Below are 17,817 nucleotides of genomic sequence, written 5' to 3'. Positions count from 1 at the left end.
GTCAGGTCGCCTCCCCCGCGATCCCGCGCGGTCGGACGAGCAGCACGGCCACCATGATGAGGAACGCGACGGCGTTGGCGTACTCGATGCCGATCGGGACGGCGACGCCGTCGGGAACCAGCGGGAGCAGCGCCCCGAGGTCCGACAGCGCGGGCATGAACTGGTTGACCATCCCGATGAGGAATCCCCCGAGCATCGCGCCGTAGACCGAGCCGATGCCGCCGAGGATCACCGCCGCGAAGATGACCAGCAGCACGTTGAACCCCATACGCGGCGAGAGCTGGTTGTACAGGCCGAGGAAGGCGCCGCCCGCGCCGGCGAGGCCGGCCCCGACGACCCAGGTGACGAGCGTGATCCGCCGGGTGCGGATCCCGCTGACCCGCGCGAGGTCGGGGTTGTCCGCCATCGCGCGCATCTTCCGCCCGAGGTCGGTGTACTGGAGCAGGACGTGCAGGCCGCCGACGAGGAGGGCCGCGGAGACCACGATGGCGACGTCGTGTTCGGTCACCCGGACTCCGTACGGGACGAGCCACTCGATCGGACGGAGGGGCTCGACGTCGTACCGACGGAAGTCCGCCCCGTAGCGGATGCGGACGAGCGCCCGGTAGACGAACGCCACGCCGATCGACGTGATCAGCAGGCCGATCGAGTCCGTGTCGAGCGGCCGGTAGACGAACCGCTCGGTGACCACCGCGACGAGCGCCGCGGTCGCGACCCCGACCAGTGCCGCGAGGAAGAAGCCGGCGGGCAGCCCCAGAACCCCCGGGGCGAGCGCCCCCACGGCGCCGAAGGCGGCGAACGACGCGTACGCGCCGACCGTCATCGTGTCGCCGTGCGCGAAGTTGGCGAAGTCGGCGATGCTGTACACCAGCGACAGGCCGATGCTGCCGAGGACGATGATGCTGCTAAAGACGAGCCCGTTCGCCAGGTACTCGAGGAGCGACATCGGGGCTACGAGGAGACGAAGCCGGTTCCCTCGTAGCTGTGGCCCTGGACCGTCAGGATCTGCAGGTACCCCACCGGATCACCGTTCTCGTCGAAGTCGATCGGGCCGCTGACCCCCTGGTAGTCGACGTCGGTGGCCGACCCGCCGTCCGCGAGGATCCCGCTGGCCGCCTCGAACGACGTGACCTGCTCGCCCTCGGGCCGGGTGACGTCCCTGACGACCTCGCCGAGCGCCGACCCGGTGAACTCGTCGGCCGCCTGGATCGACAGCGCCGCGGTGACGACGCAGTCGTAGGCGAACGCCGCCCACGACGTGGGCTCGCGGTCGTACTCGTCCTGGAACGCCGAGGCGAACTCCTGGTAGTTCTCCTGGTCGACGGGCGCTGAGGGGACGACGAGCTTCATCCCGTCCATGCTCCCCTCGGGCGTGTTCTCGAGCACCGAGTCCGCCTGGACCGAGTCGGCGCCGTAGAACTGCGCCTCGTACCCGTTCGAGTAGATCTCCTGGACCATCGTCGAGAACTCCTGCTGGTAGGTGACGAACAGCCAGGCGTCCGCGCCCGAGTCGTTCATCCCGGCGACGACGTTGGAGTAGGACTGCTGCTCCTGGTCGTGGGACTGCTCGTAGGCCACCTCGCCGTCCCACTCCTCGACGAACGCGTCGGTGAGGCTCTGCCCGTAGTTGTTGTTGACGTAGGTGACCGCCACGCTGTCGTGGCCGTCCTCGGCGATGATGTCCGACAGCGCGATCGACTGGGCCATCCCGGACGGGGACATCCGGAGGAGGTCCGGGTGGTCCGTCAGTTCGAGCCCCGTGGAGTTCTGGCTCAACTGGACGACGTCGGTGTCCTGGACGACGCTCTCGTAGATGGCCAGCGAGACCCCCGAGCCGACCGCTCCGATGAGGAACGGGACGCCCTCCTGGTTGACGAGGCTCTGGGCGGCCGAGACGCCGGGCTGGCTCTCGCTCTCGGAGTCCTCCACGAGGATCTCGAGTTCGCGGCCGTCGATTCCGACGTCGTTGACGCGCGAGAGCGCGAGGTCCTTGCCGCGCTGGTTGCGCTCGCCGAACGCCGACAGCGACCCGGTGAGCGAGTCGATCATGCCGATCCGGTACGGCCCGCCGTCGCCGCCGCCGCCGTCGCCCGAATCGGTGGTCGTTCCGGTCCCGTCGCCCGGGTCGCCGCCGGCGTCGGTTCCGGTCCCGTCGCCGCCGTCGTCGGTCGTCGAACAGCCGGCGAGGGCGGCCGCGCCGACCGCGGCCGAGTACTTCAGGAGCGCCCGCCGGGAGGTGTCGGGGGAATCGGTTGACGAGTCTACCATATCGGGTGATGGTTTGCGACCTCGTTACTTAATGTCATCCCCGGGCGTACCCGCCGCTGGGCTGTGACGCGTGCGTACCTGGTGTTTGCTGGTCCCCCAGATGGGGGGCAACCGGTTCGGTCACGGGTCGGCCCGGCCATCTACCGGGTCCGCGGCTCGCCGGTCGACTCCGCTCGTGAATCGATTCCGTTCACCGGTCGGTCCTGCTCACCGGTCGGTCCCTTCCAGCCGGTCGTCCCAGTCGATCCACTCGTGTTCCCAGCCGGTCCGCGCGAAGTAGCCCTGCTGGGCGAACTCGGCGTCCTCGCGGGCGGTCCGGTTCCGGACCGGCGCGTCCGCCTGCTCGCCCTCGACGAGCAGCGGCCGGAGGGTCACTCGCCCGCGCTCGTCGACGACCTCGTACCCACCGGAGTCGTCGGGTTCGACCGCGGCGAGCGTCTGCTTCGGGCCGCGACCGAGCGGCATGACCAGTCGCCCGTCGGGGACTAACTGGTCGACGAGCGCGCGCGGCGGTTCGACGGCGGCGGCCTCCACGAGCACCCGGTCGAACGGGGCGTACGCCGGGAGCCCACGCGCGCCGTCGCCGCGGTCGACGAGTACGGCGTCGTACCCCGCCGCCGAGAGGTTCGCCCGCGCCTCGTACACCATCGCCCGCGCGATGTCGATGGCGTGGACGTGGTTCGCCCCGACGATCTCGGCGAGGACGGCCGCCGTGTAGCCGACGCCCGCGCCGACGACGAGCACGTCGTCGTCCGGCCGCGCGTCGAGCGCGTCGTGCAGTCGCGCGACCGTCCCGGGGGCGAGCACGACGGTGCCGCCCTGCTCGCCCGTCCGGTTGGCGTAGGGCGCCTCCGCGACGAACTCCTCGCGCGGGACCGCGCCGATCGCCTCCCTGACGGCGTCGCTCGGCGGGTCCTCGAGCACGTACTCCAGGCCGTCGAGCATGTCCTCCCGGAGCAGTTCCGGGTCCGGACTGTCCATGCACGAGCACAGTGCCGCGCGGTAATCAACGGTGCGCTTGTGGGCCCGGCGGACGGAGGCGTGTGGTCGTTGCCCCGGTGCGCGTCCGTCGTGGGCGCTCGCGCGCTCTCGCCCGCTGATTCCCCGTGGAAACGCGGAGTCGACCTGGATCGATCGGAACGGCCGGCCCGATCGGATCGGCCACGCCGGGTCGACCCGTTCCTTGCAGGGGCCGATAGCATCCCGGTTTACCGGGCATTCTAGAGACAGTCCTCGGGGAGGTCGTCGGCGTGATCACGCAGGACGTCCAGAATCGGCTCGACGTCCCCGAAGTTCGGTCCCCGCCCGACGTGGTCGGACGTCCGATCCCACTCGATGACGCCGGCCTCCTCGAGTTTCGGCAGGTGCGAGTGGGACGCGCGGATCATCAGGGCGTCCCGCTCCTCACCCCCGACGGGGACGTCCGCCGGAACGCGCGGGTCGTCCTGCGGGTCCTGCTCCTGCAGCGAAACGAGCAGTCGACGGCGGTACCCGCTCGCCAGGAGGGTCAAGAGGTCGTCGAACGACGAGTCAGCGCGGACGGCGGAATCAGCCATGGGTGAGCGCTCCCTCGGGCACGTCCGCCGTCCTCCCGCTCGAGCGAACCGGCTTCCCGACGTGACGCCGGGGCCCCCCACGTGTCACGCCGGGTGCCGGGACCGTGGTCCCTGGCCCGGGGCTCGCGCCGGCCAGGACGGAGTATATGTCGGAGTCCTGATCGGTAGATACACGGACCGGTCCACCGGCGAGGCTCGACTGCACTCGGTTCTTCCGATGCGCGGGGAACACCCCCTGGCGACCGTGCACGTCACGTCTCGCTGGATCGAACGTCATACGAGGGGGTGAACGACGCAAACGTGAAAGCGTGATTTCGAAGACGTTCGCCCGCAGCGCGACGAGGGCGAAACATCTAGAGTCCCCGCGACGATACAGAGCCCACGCGACGGGTGAGTCCACGACGCCCCCTCCGGACACGGGCGAAGCGGGGACGTCGGCAGACGTGTTCGAGTGGCGACCGGTACGCGCGGTCAGCAGTAGTCGAGCACCAGTTCGAACACCTTGCGCTCGGCCTCGCGGAGGTGGTGGGAGAACGTCGACTGTGAGACGTCGAGCGTCCGGGAGAGTTCCCGTCCGGTTCGTGCGCGCGGCGACTCGAAGAACCCGCTCAAGTACGCCGTCTCCAGGACCTCGCGCTGGCGGTCGGTGAGGCGGTCCGCGACGGCCTCGCGCACGTCGCGACGCGTCCGCATCGAGCGGTCGCGGTTCCGACGCGCCACGAGTTCGACGGTCGGATAGCTCGCCCGGAGCGCTTCGAGGAAGCTACGGACGCTGCTGGTCACGGGGAGATCGACGACGGCGGTGGCGCCGTCGGCGGTCACGCCGAGCGAGCGGATCGCCGCGTGGTTGTCGACGACGCGCGAGGCGAGCGTCGGCCCGCTCACTGTCGCGGAGAACGCGTGTCCGGCGTCGGTCTCCCCCTCGACGCGGACGTCGGACAGTCCCGGGAGCGACTCGCTCCGGTCGAGAACCCCGTCGGGATCGACGCCGGGGATCGTGAAGAACACGCGTGCCGGTTCGGCCGGGTCCCCCACGAAGCCGTCGACGGCGAGTTCGGCGTCGATCACACGCGCGAGGTCGGCCAGCACGTCGTCGGTCCCGTCGACGGCGATCGTGAGTTCGGTGACGGCGTCGGACAGGAGCGCCCGTCTCGTTTCGACGGCCTCGATGGCGTGGGCGATCGTCTCCCCGAGTTCCCCCAGCACCGATCGCTCCAGGTCGTCGAAGACGTTCGGCGAGGCCGCGTACAGCGTCAGCGACCCGTAGCACGACTCCTCGTAGGCCAGCGGGACGCTGATGCAGGACCGGAGGTCGTGTTCGAGGGTGGACTCCCGCCAGGGCTCGAACGCGGGCTCGATCAGCACGTCCTGGACGACCTGGACGCTCCTGTCCTCCACGGCGGCACGTATCGGGCCCCGCCCGGTCGGTCCCTCGCCCGAGGTGACCCCGACGTCGTCGAGGTAGCCGTCGCGATCCCCCGCGGTGGCGCGTGGCGTGATCGCGTCGTCCTCACGGTTCAGGTCGCCGATCCAGACGAACTCGTAGGGGTCCGACGCCGCCAGCCGCTCGCAGACGAGTCGTTCGATCTCCGCTCGCGTGTCGGCGTCCACGAGCGCCTCGCCGATTCCGCGGATGACCCGGTTGATTCGGTTCAACCGCTCCAGCTGTTCGTTCTGTTCCGCGAGCGTCTCCTCGCGGTCCGCGCGGTCCAGGGCGGCCGTGAGCGTCGTCCCGACGGTGTTCGCGAGGTCGACCAGCGGGTCGTCGACCCCGTCGGGTCGCGTCGTCTCGGCACAGAAGACGCCGTGCCTGCCGAGCGGAACGATCACCCCGCTCCGGAGGCGGGGGTTCGGGGCCGCCCGATCGGACGCCGTCGACGGGTCGGCGTGCACCTCGGTCTCCCCGGTGACGAAGGCGTTCCACGCGCGGTCCCGGTACCGTTCGGCGAGCGGGGTGACCGTCCGGCCGTCCCCGCCCGCGGTGCCGAGTTCCGGGTCGGCACTCGTCGCGTCCAGTTCCAGGTCGCCGGTCGCCCCGTCGTAGCGCCAGACGGACGCGAACGGGACGTCGAGCACCTGCCGGACGACGTCGGCGGCGCGTTCGGGGAGGTTCCCTAGCTCCCGACCCATCAGCTCCTCCGTGGCATCGTTGAGCGCGCTCAGCGCCCGCTCGCGCCGTTCGAGCGTCTCGAAGGCGCTGACCCGCTCGAGCAGCGTCCCCCCCGGCCCGTCGTCGCTCGCGGACCCGCTTTCGCCGCCGACGGCGTTCTCCGGGACGTAGTAGAAGTCGCGTCCGACCGTCCCGTCGTAGACGAGGGTCGGGTGCGCGCGGATGATCTGGTTCAGCAGCTCCGGGTCGAACCTGCTGACGTTGTACTGACAGACCCCGGTGACCGGACGCGACCCGAAGACGTCGTTGAGTTCGTGTTCGTACTCGACCATGTGGTCGAGGCTGTGCTCGCCGTCGAGCACCCACGTCATCTCCCCGACGATCCGGACCGCGTCGTAGCCGTTCACTTCGGTCGCCTCGCGGATCGCGTCGGTGGCGAACTCGACGGTGTCGGCCGGCTCGAACTCGCCGTCCGAGAGGAACGGGTCCTCCGCCGAGTGGACCGAGAGGTCGCCCGCCTCGACGGCGGCCTCGACGTCGATGCCGGCCGCCCGCATCGCCGCCGTGACCGCCTCCTCGTCGTTGTCGTCACAGATGTACAGACAGCGTTCGCCCCGTTCGAGTCCGTCCCGGACGATCGGGACGACCGCGTCGAACTGCTGTCGCTGGTTCCCGTAGAGCAGGGCGGTGTGGTGGTGGAGCGCGTCCTCCGTGGCGTCGCGATCGCCTCCGCCGGAGTTCGAGGGGGCGTCGGTCCCGCGCGACGGGGTGAACTCCGACGGGGCTGGATCCACCCCTCCCGTGCGTTCCTCGTGAGCCAAAGCGGGCGGAACGAGGGCGCTGAGGGGTAATAACCTGGCGAACCCCTCCGCCAGCGTGATCGCGAAATAAACCTCCGCACCGCCTCCCCGGTCGCGGCACGCCTTCCGAATCGACGACGGCGGGACCGTCGCCGACACACGGTCGTCGACGCGGGTCGCGCGCCTACGCGACGGCGCTCACCGCGCGTCGGTCGGTTCCCGGGACCGGTTCGATCCGCACGTCGACGAACCCGGCCTCCTCGAACCACTCGCGATACCGCTCGGCGTCGTAGGCCCCGCCGTGACCGGTCGCCAGCCCGACGGCATCGGCGGTCACGGCCGCGTCGCTCCCGTCGGCGAGCACGTCCGCGAGACACAGCGTCCCGCCGGGTGCGAGCGCGTCGCGGGCGGCCTCGAGGAGCGAGCCGATCTCGGTCGGGTCCATCCCGCCCGCGACGCGGGCCCCGAACGCCAGGTCGAACGACCCCTCGAGCGTCGTCGGCGGGCCGTCGTGGAGGCGGACGTCGGGGCGATCGTGCAGCGGCGCGACCGCCTCCACGACCGCCGGGGAGTCGACGAGCGTCACGTCGCGACCCCGGTCGGCGAACTCGGCGGCGTACGTCCCCGACCCGCCACACAGGTCGAGGACGCGCTCCGCGTCCGGCGCCGCGCGGACCGCCGCGGTGACGCAGGCCCTGACGACCGACTCGTCGGTGGCCGCGTGCGCGCCGAGCCGGTTCGCCGTCGCGTCCTCGGGCGCCTCCGGGGGAACGCCCGTCTCCATCGTCCCGGGGAGCGCGACCAGCGCGTCCGCGACGTCCAGCGCGTGGGGCACGGCGCCGACCGAACGGACGTCCCGTTTCGCGAGCAGCCCGAGCGCCCGGTTGGTCGGTTCGTACTCCCCGCCGACCCGCTTCAGGAACCCGAGGTCGGCGAGGATTCCGACGGTTCGCTCGGCCGCCGCCTCCGTCACGTCCGTCTCCGCCGCGACCTCCGCCGGGGTCCCGGCGCGCTCCACGAGCGCGTCGAGCACGCCCGTCTCGTTCGCCGCTCGGAGGACCAGCAGCGCGGCCGCGTCGAGGCCGGTCCGCTCTCGCATCGGCATGGGTCGACGGTGGCGAACGGCGGTGAAAAGTCCACCCGTCCGACACCCACGCCCGTCGCGTCGGACCGGCCGTCGATCCGCCGATACCGGTGGGGAGTTCGGTCGGGCGGACGACCGCCGCGTCCGGCTCGGGTTCGTGCGCTTCGATCCGGCCGCCGTCCGATCCGAGCGGGTCGTGCTTCGGGTGGTTGGTGCCGGTGCCACCATCGACGGGTCGAACGGATGAACGCCGGCCGTTCGTCGGTCGGCTCGAGCCGTCGACCGGTTTCGTCCGTCGGTACCGGCCGGGCACTTCCGTGCCGGATCAGCCTCCGGCCATATACATCAAATCACTATATAATAAATATATTCTATAGGTGTCGCTATCGGTCACCGACGATCCACCGTACGGAACCGGATGCAGAACGCCGACGGCCGGCGGACGGCGTCGACCGGATCACGTCGCATCGACGAGACCGGAATCCGCCTCGACGACGACCGCTCCCGGCCGTCCGTCGCCGCCGCGTCCGCGACGAACCGCCCGCTCAACCTCCCGTTCGCTCCCACGAAAACGAGGGCGGTTCCTCCGCTGATCCCCGAGTACCGTCGCGTTCACGGCGCGCTCGTTCCCGTCGACGGTACGCCGTGGGTGCAGGCGGCACCGTCATCGGTACGGCCGTCGAGTCCACCAGGAACCTCGGGAACCGACGCAGCGACGGAAGCATAACGTATGAAGGAAGAAGATGAATCAACCAGTTCCGGAACCGTTTTTGCCACGCCGAGGCGACCAACGCCGAACCCCGATCGCGAGGTTCGCCTTCGCGTGGACCCGGCCAACCCGGACACGACCCTCCCACCGGACCCGAGGCCTAAGGGGGCCGCGGTACCACATGACACGGGAGGGATGCCTACGGACGAATCACGCGCCAGCGGCCGTACCGCCGGCCCAACGGGGCACGGTATCGGGTCGAAACCGATCGTGGAGGGTCCGTTTGCGCCGACTGATTTCGCCGTTGCTCCCGGAGAGGGGACGGAAGTACGTCGTCGACCAGCCAGGCGTCGTCCTGGTCACCGCGAACGGGGGGTTCCGTGACGAACCGTTCCTGGAATTGGACTCCCGCAGTTCGATAGCGGTTACACGACGAGCGGCTCGAACGGGCCGGCCGGGAGGTCCGTCGTCCAGACGACGGCTCGCTCGTCGAGGTCGACAGCGCTGACCGCGTCGTCGTCGTAGTGGGTCAGATACACCCGGCCGAACGCGTCCGGATCGCCCGCGGCGGCGAACGACGGTGCGGGAAGGGAAACGTCGTCCCCGGTCGACAGCTCCCCGAGTACCGGCCGCTCCCGGTCGAGCACCCACCGTTCATCGTCGTGCGCGACGACGTCGACCGGTCGGCCGCCGAGTCGGCGTCGGGTTCGACTCCCGAGGTCCGCGGTGAGCTCGGTCACCGTCCCGTCGTCGCGTCCCGGAACGTACACCCTCCCCCCGTGGACGACGACCTCGTACGGGTTCGCACCGACCGATGCGACCGCTTCCGGACCGTCACGATCCAGCGCGACGACGCGCTCGCCGCGCTGGTCGACCGCGTACGCCCGGTCGGCTGTGCTGGCCAGCCCCTGGATTCGTGCCTCGTCCCCGAACTCGTGGGTCGCGAGCACCGCCATCGAGTCCGGATCGACGACGCTGACGGTCCCGTCGGCGCGACTCCCGACGAACACCGCGCCGTCGTGGACGACGACGTCGTGCGGTTCCCCGCCGACGGCGATCCTGCCGCACGGCGTCCGATCGGTCGCATCCAGCACGGCGACCACATCCCCACCCGTACAGGGCGCGAAGACGGTCTCCCCGACGGCCGCAAAGTGGGACGGGCCGAGGACGCCGGTCTCGATCCGGGTCACGTCGCCGTCGGCGATGACGTCGACCGACCGTTCGCCCATCGTCGCGACGAAGACGCAGTTCCCGACGGTCGCGAGGTGGACCGGGTGGCTCCCGACCTCGACGTCGCCGAGGAACTCGCCGTGGTCGGCGTCCAGTATCGCGACCGTGTCGGCGCCGGAACAGGGGACCGCGAGGAGCGTCATCCGGACGCGTGACCGTCGGGATCCATCAGCCGGTACACGAGAAGCCACCGTCGTCGTTCCCGCCGAGGCCCCCGCTCGTCTCGACGACGGCAGTCGTCTTCGTCTCGACCGGGCACCGACCGCGGAGCTCCGCGGGCACGTTAGCCCACTCGGCGAATCCGCCGTCGTACAGCCGAACACCCTCCGCGCCGAGCGCTCGAAGCGTTACCCACGTGTTCGTGGGGTCGACGTTCCCCTGGCCGTAGACGACGATCGGTCCTCCGGTGTCGAGCTCCGCGGAGTTGAAATACAGTCCGGCGAGCGTTCCGGGGTCGGCGAGCCGACTGCCGTCGACGTTCCCCGTCCAGTGGACGTCGATCGCGCCGGGGAGGTGGCCCTGCCGTTCGTTGGACCGGACGAGCACGTCGGACCCGCGCGCCGCGAGGTACGCCTCGGGCGGTCTGACGTCGACCAATCCGGGGCCGTCCGCGTTGAACGACCCGACCCGGTCGGCGAGCCAGTCGCGGGTCGCGACGAGATCCGACCGCGGGTCCGGCTCGTAGGAACGCGTCCGCGGCTCACGAATCCCGCTCCCGACCCTCCCGTTCCAGGAGTCGTACCCGCCGTTGAGGACGAACACGTCGCCCCTGTGGCCGAGATACTCGAGCGCGAAGACGACGCGAGTGACGCGGGACCCGACGCTGCTCCCGTACACCACGACGTCGTCGGTCGGGGCAACCCCCGTTTCACCGAGCGCGGCCGCCAGCGAGTCGGGGTCCGGAACGAACCCGGCGTCAGTCTCCCGACGCGCCGTGAGGGCCTCGACCGGCGCCAACCTGGCGCCGTACACGTGTTCGTTCCGGTACTGCTGCCGTGATCGCGCGTCGAGGAACACTCCGTCCGTGTCGGCCACCTCCTGTGGCCCCACAAAGTAGCCGACGTTGCCGGCGATCGAGGCGGCGTTGGACACGTCGGCGGGCGTGGTCACGCCCGCACAGCCGGCCGTGCTCGCGAGGCCCGCCCCCGCAGTGGCGGCCAGTACGGAACGACGCGTGACCGTTCCGGGGTCGCTACCGTCCCTACCCGTCCGCTCGCCGTCGTTTCCGGTCGCTCGCTCGCCGTTCGTTTCGGTCATCTACAGCCGATGGCCGCACGCGCACTCGCCGATGCAGTACGACGTCCCCCCCTCCGAGAACTCGAGACCGAGCTTCGACATCGTCGCCAGGAGGTTCGCCGCCGCGTCGGTCTCCGGCCGAACGGTTCCAGCCGTCGCGCCGTACGGCTCCGATCCGACGCCGATCGTCCCGGTGATCTCGCCGGCCGCGTGGTCGATGACCTTGACCTCGTCGCTCGTCTGGACCGGCACGTACAGTTTCTCGCGGTTCGGCCCCCACGTCCCGACGAACGCCGAGCCGCCGAGGTCGAGGCGATCCGTCACCTCGCCCGCCGCGAGGTCGATCACGGTGACGTCGTTCGACTCGGCCGTGAACACGTATCCGACCTCCGAGTCCGGGCCGATCTCGCTGGTGAGCGGGAGTTTCCCGAGGCCGTCGTCGCCGGTCAGCCGAACGACCTCCTCGGGGGCCGTCGGGTCGCTGACGTCCCAGATGCTCTCCGTTCCGGTCTCCCCCTCGTTGTTCTCCACGAGCAGTCGGTCGCCGTTCCAGTCGACCGTGTCCATCCAGGGGCGGACGGCGTCCGCCCTGTCCGCCGGGGACACCGACACCTGGTTCACGATCTCGAACGAGTCGACGTCGATGACAGAGAGGGTGTCCGCGTAGATGTCGGGGACGTAGGCGTAGCTCCCGTCCGGGAGGACACTCACGTCACACGGTCCCGGCCCTTCGTTGTCGCCGCGGCCACCTTCGGGCTTGCGGTCGATCTCCGCGACGGCCTCCCCGAACGAGTCGGAGGCCGGGTTGGCGTCGAGTTTGAACTGCTTGTGGATCGGTTCGCGGGCGCTCACGACGAGGTGTTCGCCGTCGGGGGTCACCTCCTGCCAGTTGGCACCCGATCCGGTTTCGAAGGCGACGTCCTCCGAGAGCGAGGTCGCGTTCATCGCCCGGACGCCGTCGTCGACGTTGAGCCACAGGACGTCCTCCGGGGAGTCCGTCAGCGACGGTGCGAACTGGTTCGACGGGAACGACGCGGTCGCACCGAGGTACTGAGTCGTCACGAGCTCGTCGGCCGCCGCGTCGATGACGCTCACGGTCAGATCGCCCGTGTTGAACACGAACACCGTTTCCGAACTCCCGCCCTCTCCACCGCCCGGGAGCCGACCCGAACATCCGGCGCTGGCCGCGGCGCCCGCCGCGGCCGAACCGGCGAGAAGGCGGCGACGTGACACGTCCTTCGGCCCGGTTCCCTCACCCCGGTTCGGACGTAGAGGGTCGTTCCCGGAACGATCGCTCATATGCGGAACGTCACGCTCCAAGGGAGTTATGCACACCGGAGTGCCTCCCCGTTGCCAGTTGTTCCTGAAAGGGGCAATACGTGCCACTAAATCTCGGAACTGGCAAGCGTGTGCGGTTCCGGTAGCACGAGGCGTGTCGGTTCCTAACCGTCCCGTATGCCGGCAATCTCGCCGACAGCGTACGTCGTGCTCTCCATCGGCGTCGGCCTCGCGTTCGGGGTCCTCCTCCAGAAGTCGCGCTTCTGTTTCGTGAGCGCGTTCCGGGACTTCATCGCGTTCAAGGACACTCGCGTCCTCAAGGGCGTGCTGGCGGGGGTGCTCGTGATGACGTCGTTCTGGAGTCTCCAGGCGACGCTGGGGTACTTCCGCGGGTTCTGGATCCCGCCGTGGGGGCTCGCGTCGTTGATCGGCGGGTTCGTCTTCGGAGTCGGGATGACGATGGCCGGCGGGTGCGCGTCGGGGACGCTGTACCGCGCCGGACAGGGATACGTCCAGTTCTGGATCACGCTGTTGTTCATGGGGGTCGGCTACGTCGTCGTCGCGTTCTCGTTCCCGACGCTGCGCTCCGTCTACTTCGAGCCGCTCCGGTTCGGCGAGGGGTCGACGCTCTACCTCCAGCTCCCGTGGCCACCCGCGGTCACGGGCGTCGGCATCGCCGCCGCGGCCGTGCTGGTGTACGCCTTGATCCTCGGACGGCGGCGGTTGCCCGACGAACCGAACGGCCGGACCGGCGTGTTCGCCGACGAACGCGCGCAGGTGACGCCGACCGGGCGGAGCCTCGCCGCGATGGGGGTGGGACTGCGATCGATCGGCGGCGGCCTCCGGAGCTACCTCCGGGGGTTCCGGACGGACGACCGCGACCTCAAGGCCCGCCTGCGGGACCCGTGGGACGCGCGGACCGCCGGCGTCGGCCTCGCGCTCGTCGCGAGCGTCTGGTTCTGGGTGTACGGCGCCTGGGCGATCACCGGGAGCGAAGCGAAGTGGGCGGGGTGGATCCTCGCGCGGGGTGGCCTGAACGTCGAGGGGATCGAGTACTGGGGCTCGGTCCTGTTCCGCGGGGAGGGCGTCGCCGTGACGGTGGACATGCTCATGATCCTCTCGGTCGTCGTCGGCTCCTTCCTGGCGGCCAAAGCCTCGGGCGACTTTCGACTCCGGTGGCCGAAGCTCGAACGGCTCCCGAACCCGGTCGTCGGCGGCTTCCTCATGGGGGTCGGCTCGCGGCTCGCACCCGGTTGCAACATCGCGAACCTGTTCAGCGGCGTGGCGCTCCTGTCGGTCCACTCGATCCTCGCTGGCGCGGGGATCGTCCTCGGGACGTACGTGATGACCCACTGGCTCTACCGCGAGGTCGGCTGTGCGATTTGAGCGCCGCTCGGGGGGACGAGAGTCGACGCGGGCGACGGACCCTCCTCGGAGTCACCGCCCGGCTCCCGATGGGACGGCGGGTCGACGCTAGAGTTCGATCCCACCTCGCATCGAGTCCGGGTGGACCTGGCAGTGGTACTCGGCCATCTCCTCGGAGGCGGTGAACTCGACCGTCTGGGTGGCGCCCTGCTCCCCAACCAAGTCGGTGGCGAGGAGGTCCTCCCCGTTCCGATCCTCGATGGCGAAGCCGTGCTGGATGCCGTCGAGGTTCTCCCAGACGAGCGCGTACGCCGTGCCGGCTTCCAACGTCAGCGTCGGGTTTCCCTCGCCCTCGATGTCGGCTGGCGCTTGCCCCTCCCAGGCTTGAGCGTCGCCGCCGAGCCCGAAGTCGGCGCTTCCCTCCGTCCCCGTCCCCTCGGTTCCGTCGCCTCCGTCCTCCGCCGTCGGTGCCGACCAGCCCGCGAACGGCGCTTCGACCAGCTCCTCCCGTTCCCACATCGCGTGAATGAACGACTGCGTCCCGCCGTTCGGGAGCTCCAACGCCGTCGGCACCGGTTGGAACGCCGGCCCCTCGTCGGTGGGCATGATCGGCAGCACGACCCCGTGGGTGTGGTGGACTCGCCCGGCGATGGTGTTCTCCGGGGCGAGCGGCAACTCCCCGTCGATGGCCAGCCGGTACCGCTCGTCTCGGATGGTCTGGGTCGTCATGAAGTGCATCACGCGGAAGCCGTCCTCGGTGGCCACCTCGCCGTTGACGATCACGTCGCCGACCCCCAGAACGGGCCGTACGCGTAGATCTCGGGCATCAGCGGTGAGCCGGTCCCGGTTTGCCCGTGGTGCCAGGCGTCGATCAGGACTCCGCCGCCGGTTTCGGACCCGGAACGGGCGGCTGGACGACGTGATCGAACTCGAGTTCGTACTCGTTCCCCGCGGGGTCCGTGAACCGCGCGTCGAGTTCCACCGTATCCGGCGTCTCACCCGGCGGGCCACGGAGGTCGTACGGCCGGCGGTCCCGATGGCTGATCTCGAACTCGCCGTCGGTCACCTCCGCCTCGTCGCTGTACAGCGTCGGTTCGGTGAACACCTCGTGGACGAGTTCGTCCTCGCCGCCGACCTCCTCGCGCGCCGCCTCCGGCGCGGCGACGAGCGGCGGCAGGTCCTCCAGCAGTTTCGGAACGGCGTTCCCGAGCGGTTCGGGGGAGCCCTTCGCCTGCTCGATCCGCGCTTCGAGCAGGTCGCTCCCGAATCGGGGGTTCTCGGGCGTCCCGAACACCTGCGGACTCAGCCGTCGCGGGCCGGGCAAGACCCGGTAGAACGTCCTTCCCGGCTCCCGTCTCGCGACGACGGTGCGTCCGGCTTCATCGTTCCGGACGTCGACGGACCCGTTCGTCCCCGAGACTCGTCCGGAGGTTTCAGCGCGTCCCACGATCGATCCGAGCGCCATCTCCAGCCGCGAGAAGCGAGTGCCGCGTGAACTGGCCGCCCGTGCTGGGTTTCTCCGTCATTAGGAACCTCACGTCGTACGTCCGTCGTTCCGTCGCGTAAACCGAGCCAGGTGTTGGGGTGTGTAAGACGCCGTTTCCCAAACGCTTTCGTAGGGGAATCGACGGAGGATGCTCCCCTGACGGAAACGGCTCGAACGTATCCGGAGAACACACGGGTAACGCAGTCGTAATCGTGCTTCCGGTAGCCCTTACTGCCCGCCGATGTGTCCAGTTCGACGGTCACGGATCCGCGCTTGGCACGCACGCTCCAGATATCAGCGATGTTTACCGATAGTCGCCTTCATCGACCACCGGATGGACTGCTTCGTTACTCCCTGGATGGGGAATGCGAAGTGGCGCCTCGCCGCGGTTCTCGGATGCTCAACGGGGATTCTCGAGGATGCCATCGATCCGTCCGTGCGCGTATGTCGTCTCCCAGCCGCGTCTAGGACGGTTCGGGGGGAACCCCTGACCGATCTCGATGAAGGAGGCTTCACGGCAGGCCGACGCGACGGACGGGGCGGTCCCGGGAACGTTACTCGTCGGATTCGAGTTCGTACTCCCAGGCGTCGTAGCCCCCGGCCATGCTTCGGACGGCGTCGTCGTCCTCGACCCCTTCGTAGCTCCCGATGAGCCGCGCCGCCTGCACCGACGACTGGCCGATCGGGCAGGCGACGACGACGTCGTCGCCCCACTCGATCTCGTCGACGCGCGACGGGAGCTCCGACATGGGTACGTTCACGGCGCCGGGAACGTGCCCCGCCGCGAACTGGTCGGGGTCGCGGATGTCGATGATCTGGACGTCCTCCCCCGCGTCCACCTTCGCTTTCACGTCCTCGGTGGTGATCTCCTCGACCATCGTCATCGCTTCCGGAGGTAGATGCGGTACCGGCCGTCGCCGCTCTTCCAGACGTGTGCGTCCGCCTGGTCCCCGACCGCCTTCGGGACGTTCTCGGTGCTCGGGACGTGGTCGGTCTCCTGAACGAGGAGTTCACCGGATCCGAGGCCCTGGATGGCCTTCTTGGCCTCGACCTGGGGGTACGGGCAGACTTCCCCGGTCATGTCCTGTACCGATTCGGCGTCCCCGAGCAGGTCGTCGGCGGTCTCGTCGTCGAGTTCGTCGGGAAGGTCGACGACGTCCTCCCAGTTCGGCTGGCTCATGCACCCCGGGTAAGGACCTCGGCGGCATACCCGTTTCGGAGCGTGCAGAGCCGACCGCTATCTCGGAGGGGAGCGACGCCGGAGACGCCAGAGCCTTGGTGCCCGGGCCCGAAGCGCGCCTCATGTCGGAGTCCGCCGTCGGCATCGACGAGGAGACCATCGGCGAGACGCCGCTACTCGAACTCGACGTCGACGTTCCGGCGACCGTGTACGCGAAGGCGGAGTGGTTCAACCTGTATCGGGCCGATCACGGCGGCGGTTCGGTGAAATCGCGCATCGCCAAGGGAATGCTTGACGGCGCCGAGGGGCGCGGGGAACTCACCTCCGACCGGACGCTGATCGAACCCACGAGCGGGAACACGGGGAGCGAACTCGCCAGGCTCGCGACGGCGAGGGGGTACGACGTCGAGATCGTGATGCCGGACAACGCGAGCGGGGGGAAGGTCGAGGCCGTCCGGGAGACTGGGGCGGAGATCCACTTCGTCGACGCCCACCTCGGGTACGACGCCGTCATAGAGCGGTGCGAGGAACTGGTCGCGTCGCGTCCGGACCGCTACTATCGGCCGAACCAGTACGCGAACCCGGACAATCCCGGAACCCACGAACGGACGACGGCCCCCGAAATCTGGGACCAGACGGACGGCGAGGTGACCCACTTCGTGGCCGGCGCAGGGACGGGTGGAACGGTCACCGGAACCGGCAGGGGCCTCCACGAACGCGGCGACGTCACGGTCGTCGGGTTCGAACCGGCAGAGCCGCTCCACGCCATCGACGGGCTCAAATATCTCGGGACGGGCGACCACTACCGCCCCGAGACGTACGACGAGTCGGTGCTCGACCGGACGGAGTACGTCGGAACCGGGGACGCCTATGCGCGTGCCCGCGAGCTCCGCGATCGGTACGCGGACCGACGGGTCGACGTCGTCGATCCCGGTCAGCACGACGGGGACACGGTTCGCGAGCACCTCCGAGTGGACGACCAGTTCGTGGTCGGAACGTCGAGCGGGGCCGGCGTCCAGGCGGTCCACCAGCTCGACGACGACGGTGAACTCACGGCCGACGACGCGGTCGTCGTCATGCTGTGTGACCGCGGCGACAAGTACGCGGACGTCCCGCTGTGGGAGGACTATCTGAACTGATCGGAACTAACCTGGGGACGCGGCGCTGGGGGAAGCCGTGACGGCACCTCGGAAAGGGGTTCGATCACTTCGCGACTTACCGTCCGCCGCTCGCGGCCGGGATGATCCGGACCTGCGCGTCGTCCTCGACCGCCGTGTCGAGACCCGAAACCTCGGCCCCGTCCACGTAGACGTTGATGAACTCCTTGATCTCGCCGTCCTCGACGACGCTGTTCCGGAGCCCCTCGCCGTGTTCCTCGGCGTGATTCCGTAACACCTCCGCCAGCGTCTCCCCCGGTACCTCGACGGTCGTGGAGCCACCGTCGCCCAGTACGGCCGGGACTTTGAGTTTCGCCATGGTTCGTCCTACACCCACTTTCGGTAAAAGACGACCGCC

General features: G+C 69.7%; 16 protein-coding genes. 2 read left to right on the top strand and 14 right to left on the bottom strand.

Annotation, left to right across the window (positions count from 1 at the left end; all coding sequences use genetic code 11):
• Position 1: 1 nt before the first annotated feature.
• The 9 genes from HUG12_RS18980 to HUG12_RS18940 form a co-directional block, all read right to left on the bottom strand.
• Positions 2-946 carry a branched-chain amino acid ABC transporter permease gene (locus tag HUG12_RS18980; protein ID WP_179270282.1) on the bottom strand — a complete coding sequence of 315 codons (945 nt, stop codon included), beginning with the start codon at positions 944-946 and terminating at the stop codon, positions 2-4.
• Between the two features lie 5 nt (positions 947-951).
• Positions 952-2,268 (bottom strand): ABC transporter substrate-binding protein, encoded by a 1,317-nt coding sequence (locus HUG12_RS18975; RefSeq protein ID WP_179270281.1) that lies wholly within the window; start codon positions 2,266-2,268, stop codon positions 952-954.
• Positions 2,269-2,475: 207 nt separating this feature from the next.
• Positions 2,476-3,249, bottom strand: a complete 774-nt coding sequence (locus tag HUG12_RS18970; RefSeq protein WP_246308092.1) for a protein-L-isoaspartate O-methyltransferase family protein — start codon at positions 3,247-3,249, stop codon at positions 2,476-2,478.
• A gap of 239 nt (positions 3,250-3,488) precedes the next feature.
• On the bottom strand, positions 3,489-3,824 hold the full coding sequence (locus HUG12_RS18965; RefSeq protein WP_179270280.1) for a DUF7344 domain-containing protein: 336 nt from the start codon (positions 3,822-3,824) through the stop codon (positions 3,489-3,491).
• 471 nt (positions 3,825-4,295) lie between these two features.
• Positions 4,296-6,728: an MEDS domain-containing protein gene (locus HUG12_RS18960; RefSeq protein ID WP_179270279.1), complete on the bottom strand. Its 2,433-nt coding sequence runs from the start codon at positions 6,726-6,728 to the stop codon at positions 4,296-4,298.
• A 190-nt stretch (positions 6,729-6,918) separates the two neighbouring features.
• Positions 6,919-7,839 carry a methyltransferase domain-containing protein gene (locus HUG12_RS18955; RefSeq protein ID WP_179270278.1) on the bottom strand — a complete coding sequence of 307 codons (921 nt, stop codon included), beginning with the start codon at positions 7,837-7,839 and terminating at the stop codon, positions 6,919-6,921.
• A gap of 1,113 nt (positions 7,840-8,952) precedes the next feature.
• Positions 8,953-9,900, bottom strand: coding sequence for a YncE family protein (locus tag HUG12_RS18950; RefSeq protein WP_179270277.1), 948 nt, complete (start codon positions 9,898-9,900; stop codon positions 8,953-8,955).
• A 25-nt stretch (positions 9,901-9,925) separates the two neighbouring features.
• Positions 9,926-11,014 (bottom strand): sulfurtransferase, encoded by a 1,089-nt coding sequence (locus HUG12_RS18945; protein ID WP_179270276.1) that lies wholly within the window; start codon positions 11,012-11,014, stop codon positions 9,926-9,928.
• The gene (locus HUG12_RS18940; RefSeq protein ID WP_179270275.1) at positions 11,015-12,118 is read right to left on the bottom strand and encodes a beta-propeller fold lactonase family protein; all 1,104 of its coding nucleotides are present in this window, start codon (positions 12,116-12,118) and stop codon (positions 11,015-11,017) included.
• 330 nt (positions 12,119-12,448) lie between these two features.
• Here HUG12_RS18940 and HUG12_RS18935 point away from each other — a divergent pair, with 330 nt between their 5' ends.
• Positions 12,449-13,657 carry a YeeE/YedE family protein gene (locus tag HUG12_RS18935; protein WP_179270274.1) on the top strand — a complete coding sequence of 403 codons (1,209 nt, stop codon included), beginning with the start codon at positions 12,449-12,451 and terminating at the stop codon, positions 13,655-13,657.
• Between the two features lie 87 nt (positions 13,658-13,744).
• Here the strand turns inward: HUG12_RS18935 and HUG12_RS21785 are convergent, their stop codons facing one another.
• From HUG12_RS21785 to HUG12_RS18920, 4 genes are all read right to left on the bottom strand, one after another.
• Positions 13,745-14,419 carry a cupredoxin domain-containing protein gene (locus tag HUG12_RS21785; RefSeq protein ID WP_246308091.1) on the bottom strand — a complete coding sequence of 225 codons (675 nt, stop codon included), beginning with the start codon at positions 14,417-14,419 and terminating at the stop codon, positions 13,745-13,747.
• Between the two features lie 88 nt (positions 14,420-14,507).
• Positions 14,508-14,960, bottom strand: a complete 453-nt coding sequence (locus HUG12_RS21780; protein WP_246308090.1) for a hypothetical protein — start codon at positions 14,958-14,960, stop codon at positions 14,508-14,510.
• A gap of 716 nt (positions 14,961-15,676) precedes the next feature.
• Positions 15,677-16,000 (bottom strand): rhodanese-like domain-containing protein, encoded by a 324-nt coding sequence (locus HUG12_RS18925; protein WP_179270273.1) that lies wholly within the window; start codon positions 15,998-16,000, stop codon positions 15,677-15,679.
• A 2-nt stretch (positions 16,001-16,002) separates the two neighbouring features.
• Complete coding sequence (locus HUG12_RS18920) at positions 16,003-16,302, bottom strand: sulfurtransferase TusA family protein (RefSeq protein ID WP_179270272.1); 300 nt, start codon at positions 16,300-16,302, stop codon at positions 16,003-16,005.
• A gap of 122 nt (positions 16,303-16,424) precedes the next feature.
• Between HUG12_RS18920 and HUG12_RS18915 the strand changes: the two genes are divergently transcribed.
• Entirely contained in the window at positions 16,425-17,441 is a 1,017-nt protein-coding gene (locus HUG12_RS18915) for a PLP-dependent cysteine synthase family protein (RefSeq protein WP_179270271.1), read from the top strand.
• Positions 17,442-17,517: 76 nt separating this feature from the next.
• Here the strand turns inward: HUG12_RS18915 and HUG12_RS18910 are convergent, their stop codons facing one another.
• Positions 17,518-17,778: a MoaD/ThiS family protein gene (locus HUG12_RS18910; protein WP_179270270.1), complete on the bottom strand. Its 261-nt coding sequence runs from the start codon at positions 17,776-17,778 to the stop codon at positions 17,518-17,520.
• Positions 17,779-17,817 lie beyond the last annotated feature (39 nt).

Source organism: Halorarum salinum (assembly GCF_013402875.1).
Lineage (GTDB): Archaea > Halobacteriota > Halobacteria > Halobacteriales > Haloferacaceae > Halorarum > Halorarum salinum.
Note: the sequence above shows the minus strand (reverse complement) of the source record. Positions and strands in the feature narration are given on the sequence as shown.

What these genes read in the sequence shown, in the direction of transcription:
- HUG12_RS18980 (WP_179270282.1), bottom strand. Translation starts at nt 946, where the DNA reads ATGTCGCTCCTCGAGTACCTGGCGAACGGGCTCGTCTTTAGCAGCATC.
- HUG12_RS18975 (WP_179270281.1), bottom strand. Translation starts at nt 2,268, where the DNA reads ATGGTAGACTCGTCAACCGATTCCCCCGACACCTCCCGGCGGGCGCTC.
- HUG12_RS18970 (WP_246308092.1), bottom strand. Translation starts at nt 3,249, where the DNA reads ATGGACAGTCCGGACCCGGAACTGCTCCGGGAGGACATGCTCGACGGC.
- HUG12_RS18965 (WP_179270280.1), bottom strand. Translation starts at nt 3,824, where the DNA reads ATGGCTGATTCCGCCGTCCGCGCTGACTCGTCGTTCGACGACCTCTTG.
- HUG12_RS18955 (WP_179270278.1), bottom strand. Translation starts at nt 7,839, where the DNA reads ATGCCGATGCGAGAGCGGACCGGCCTCGACGCGGCCGCGCTGCTGGTC.
- HUG12_RS18950 (WP_179270277.1), bottom strand. Translation starts at nt 9,900, where the DNA reads ATGACGCTCCTCGCGGTCCCCTGTTCCGGCGCCGACACGGTCGCGATA.
- HUG12_RS18945 (WP_179270276.1), bottom strand. Translation starts at nt 11,014, where the DNA reads ATGACCGAAACGAACGGCGAGCGAGCGACCGGAAACGACGGCGAGCGG.
- HUG12_RS18935 (WP_179270274.1), top strand. Translation starts at nt 12,449, where the DNA reads ATGCCGGCAATCTCGCCGACAGCGTACGTCGTGCTCTCCATCGGCGTC.
- HUG12_RS18925 (WP_179270273.1), bottom strand. Translation starts at nt 16,000, where the DNA reads ATGGTCGAGGAGATCACCACCGAGGACGTGAAAGCGAAGGTGGACGCG.
- HUG12_RS18920 (WP_179270272.1), bottom strand. Translation starts at nt 16,302, where the DNA reads ATGAGCCAGCCGAACTGGGAGGACGTCGTCGACCTTCCCGACGAACTC.
- HUG12_RS18915 (WP_179270271.1), top strand. Translation starts at nt 16,425, where the DNA reads ATGTCGGAGTCCGCCGTCGGCATCGACGAGGAGACCATCGGCGAGACG.
- HUG12_RS18910 (WP_179270270.1), bottom strand. Translation starts at nt 17,778, where the DNA reads ATGGCGAAACTCAAAGTCCCGGCCGTACTGGGCGACGGTGGCTCCACG.